Source organism: Flavonifractor plautii ATCC 29863 (assembly GCF_000239295.1).
Taxonomy (GTDB): domain Bacteria; phylum Bacillota; class Clostridia; order Oscillospirales; family Oscillospiraceae; genus Flavonifractor; species Flavonifractor plautii.
The window spans coordinates 1,376-5,231 of the sequence record NZ_JH417844.1; the positions used below are offsets into that span (position 1 = coordinate 1,376).

5 protein-coding genes are annotated in these 3,856 nt (G+C 56.6%); all 5 read left to right on the forward strand.

Annotation, left to right across the window (positions count from 1 at the left end; translation table 11 throughout):
- The coding region (locus tag HMPREF0372_RS16805) for an ECF transporter S component (RefSeq protein WP_007495114.1) at positions 1 to 536 on the forward strand (536 nt) is incomplete at its 5' end.
- 275 nt (positions 537 to 811) lie between these two features.
- Positions 812 to 1,144, forward strand: a complete 333-nt coding sequence (locus tag HMPREF0372_RS16810; RefSeq protein ID WP_021630443.1) for an HTH domain-containing protein — start codon at positions 812 to 814, stop codon at positions 1,142 to 1,144.
- Between the two features lie 518 nt (positions 1,145 to 1,662).
- On the forward strand, positions 1,663 to 1,806 hold the full coding sequence (locus HMPREF0372_RS20215) for a hypothetical protein (protein ID WP_165450232.1): 144 nt from the start codon (positions 1,663 to 1,665) through the stop codon (positions 1,804 to 1,806).
- A 73-nt stretch (positions 1,807 to 1,879) separates the two neighbouring features.
- Positions 1,880 to 3,484: a recombinase family protein gene (locus tag HMPREF0372_RS16815; protein ID WP_007495123.1), complete on the forward strand. Its 1,605-nt coding sequence runs from the start codon at positions 1,880 to 1,882 to the stop codon at positions 3,482 to 3,484.
- Positions 3,484 to 3,856 (forward strand): recombinase family protein (locus HMPREF0372_RS20920; protein ID WP_007495125.1); only part of this gene is annotated, 373 nt, incomplete at its 3' end. The genes HMPREF0372_RS16815 and HMPREF0372_RS20920, both read left to right, overlap by 1 nt.

The window sequence follows — 3,856 nt, forward strand, 5'->3', positions numbered from 1 at the left end:
AGCCGCAGGCCAGGGAACTGGTGATCATAGCGGTTCTGTGTGCCATTGGAATTGCAGGGCGGGCGGCGCTTTTCATGCTGCCGCAGTTCAAGCCGGTGATGGCGGTGACCATTATCGCCGGCGTGGCTTTCGGTGGTGAAACTGGCTTCCTGGTGGGTGCAATGACCATGCTGGCCTCCAACGTGCTCTTCGGGCAGGGGCCACTGACCCCCTGGCAGATGTTTTCCATGGGGATCATCGGCTTCCTGGCAGGCATCCTGTTCCGAAAGGGGCTGCTGCGGCGCAACCGGGGTGCACTATGCGTGTTTGGCGCACTGGCCGCCATACTGATCTACGGCGGAATTATGAATCCGGCATCCGCCCTCACCTGGGTGGGAGAGCTCAATGAAAAGGTCCTGCTGACCTACTACATCTCCGGACTCCCCTTCGACTGTATCCAGGCGGCTGCCACTTGGCTTTTTCTCTGGTTTGGGGCAGAGCCCATGCTGGAGAAGCTGGACCGCGTAAAGGTCAAGTATGGAATGGTGGAGAGATAGTAGTTCAACGGCAAAGATCTTTTGCATAACCGTTTGACGGGAATTTATTTACAGGCAGGAGCTGCCCATGTTGGAACGGCCATATGGCTCTTCCGACATGGGCAGTTTTCTTTGTATTCCAAACGAGCCTGTCATATTGCATAAAAGAATGGCTTTTAATCTGGCATAATGCCGAAATTGCATTATCAGATCATAAAAATTTTTAAACCGGAAATTGGTCTTCCGCTTTAACCTTTATACTTCTAATCACAGGGCAAGACGAGGCGGTGAGAGAGATGACCCCGTCAGAGCGGAGAAGCGAAATTCTGCATCTGCTATGCAAAAGGCGCCATGAGACCGCCATAAATCTCTCGGCAGAACTTGGCGTTTCCGAGCGGACAATCCGTGCAGATCTGGTGATTCTCTCGTGCTACTATCCAATCCAAGTTGTGCGTGGACGTTTTGGTGGAGGGATCCATTTGCCAGACTGGTTTCACATGGAGAGCCGCACACTATCCTCTAAGCAACAAGTATTATTGATGAAGGTTCGTAAAACCTTGTCTGGAGATGATCTTCAGGTCATGAACAGCATCCTGGCACAGTTTGCCCTGTATTGGGAGTATCGGTGATCTACCGATTTCCGTCCTGATCCTTGCAAATAGAATATCCGGCAGCGGGATACGTCCACTGATGAGAGCCCCTCTGTAAGGAGGGCTAAAGCGACGCTGGAGGATGCGCCAAGACCACCTGTGCGGACCGTGAGCCCGCATCAAAGACGGCCAAGGAAGGTGCAGAGCGGTGCCCATACGTCCACAAAGCAGCCTGTGGCGGGCTGTTTCGCATTGCGGCTGGCTTATCCGGCCCGACCCTCGTCAGCAATCTGATAATGATACTCCTGTCCAGCCACAGCCCCGGGTGATACCGGGATCAAGCAATGGGGGCAGCTCGGAGAGATCCTCGGAGGGGTGAGATTCCCGTGATGTGCGCCAACACAGTCCGTCTGCTGCCGCCCTGCCGCCTGGGGGAGTAGTGTCAAATACAGGTGTGGAATGATTGCTTTTTGGAAATCCAAGATTTCAGAAGATAGGAAGTGGGGACCGCTCCCTGCCCATTTGGGAGCGGCCTCCGCCTGAAACGAGGGTTGGCTATGAACCAGAACATTAATTACATCGGGATGGTGAACATCCTCCGACACCTCCAGACTGCCGGCCTTGTCAGCCGGAAGGAGGCCGGGAGGATTGCAGCCCGGCTCCGGGTAGAAACCGGGGCGGACGTCATATTTTCCCCCTAATTTTTGTTGCGTTTGGATATGGATATTTTGCGGTAGTGCTGGTATCGTGTGTTGCTGACAAGGGGGTGTCAACATGGACGAGCAGAAGAAAACCAGCGGTTCCCTGGCGCTGAACGGTGCGCCCCAGGTGATTACCATCCCGCCCAGCGATCCTGTCCGGGATCGGAAGCTCCGTGTGGCGGCCTACGCCCGGGTGAGCTCCAGCTCGGAGAATCAGCTTAACTCCTTTGCCGCTCAGAACGCCCACTACACGGAACTCATCACCGCCAACCCGGAGTGGGAATTCGTGGACGTGTACGCGGACAAGGGTATCACCGGCACCTCGGCGGAGAAGAGGGACGACTTCCAGCGCCTGCTGGCGGACTGCCGGCGGGGCCGGGTGGATAAGATCCTGGTGAAATCCTCGTCCCGGTTCGCCCGGAACGCCAAGGGGTGTCTGGAGGCCGTCCGGGAGCTGAAGGCCTTGGGAGTCGGGGTGTGCTTCGAGGAGCAGGGCATTGACACCTCCGAACTGGCCGGTGAGCTTCTTACAGCCATCTTCGCCATGATGGATCAGAAGGAGAGCGAGAACATCTCGGACAATATCCGCTGGGGCATCCAAAAACGGATGGCACGCGGCACATTCGTTCCCTCGTCCCTTCCCTTCGGCTACAAAAAGGATGAAGACGGCGGCATCATCATCGACTCTGGACGGGCAAAATATGTACGGGAAATCTTCTCAGATTTTCTGGAAGGATACAATATGCAGGAAATTGCAGGACACATGAAAGAGCGGCAGAGCGTTGATCCTACGCTGAGTCCCTATCAGTGGAAGGTCAAAGCGATTGCCCGCATTCTGAAAAACGAGAAATACGCAGGAAACTCCCTTTGGCAAAAGTCTTTCCGGACACCAACACTGCCCCGCCGCTCGCTGACTAACAGAGGAGAGCTGAATCAATACTATGCGCCGAACACACACCCCGCAATTATCGACCAGACCGTATTTGACAAAGTGCAGAGCCTCCTGCGCGAGCGGAAGCAGCACTATTTCAGCAGGGTAAAATGCAGCACTCCCATAAGCGGGATGCTAAGGTGCGGCCACTGCGGTACTCTCTTCCGGAAACAGGTGAACAGCGGGATTACTTACTTTATCTGCCGTACCCACACTGTGGATCTGGATGCATGCCCTGTTGGTCCCATTCCAGAGCGCACAATATACGATGCCTTCCTTCGGCTGTACCACAAGCTCCGGAACCAAGGCATGCCCATCCTCAAGCAATTGTCCGCAGACCTCCAGAGCGCCCGGAAGGGTAAGCTGCTCTGGAGCCTGGACATCGTGGCACTCAACCAGAAAATTGCAGATATCACCCGTCAGGATCGACTGTTGGCCCAGCTCAAGCAGCAGGGCCTGGTTGATCCTGATATTTTTATATCCCGCCAAAACGAGCTGGCGGAACAGCTCCGCGCCGCAAAGCTGGAGAAGGAACGGTTCCTGAAGGCCGAGGAGGATCAGACGATCCAGCAGACCCAGGAGCTGATCGGAGCCCTGGAGGCTGGGCCGGACTTCCTGGACGCTTTCGATGGGGAGCTGTTCCGCGAGCTCGTGGACAAGATCATCGTGGAGAGCGATGACTGCCTGCGGTTCCGGCTGGTCAACGGCCTGGAGCTGACAGAGCCCATCGAAAGGACGGTACGGTGATGGGGAGCAACCGGAAGCGGCCCTTCGGCTACCGGATGGAGCTGGGCGAAATCGTGCTCCACTCAACAGAGGCGGAGACGGTGCGCTGGATCTACAGCAGCTACCTGGCCGGAGCCAGCTACAACGCCCTGGTGGACAAGCTTCGGGAGCGAGGCATCCCCTATGACGGGGACAAGCCCTGGAACAAGAACATGGCGGCCCGCATCCTGGCAGACCGTCGGTACACCGGCGAGGGTGGATTCCCATCCATCATCCCAGAGGTGCAGTTCCAAATGGTGCAGGCACGGCGACAGGAGCGGACAACGCCCTGCCAAAAGAGCCCAGCCCAGAAGGAGCTTCGGAAGCTGTGCGGCGGCAGCCCGCCGGCCTGGG

Bases quoted from the DNA above. Each gene is read 5' to 3' on its own strand.
- HMPREF0372_RS16815 (WP_007495123.1), top strand. From the start codon at position 1,880: ATGGACGAGCAGAAGAAAACCAGCGGTTCCCTGGCGCTGAACGGTGCG.
- HMPREF0372_RS20215 (WP_165450232.1), top strand. From the start codon at position 1,663: ATGAACCAGAACATTAATTACATCGGGATGGTGAACATCCTCCGACAC.
- HMPREF0372_RS16810 (WP_021630443.1), top strand. From the start codon at position 812: ATGACCCCGTCAGAGCGGAGAAGCGAAATTCTGCATCTGCTATGCAAA.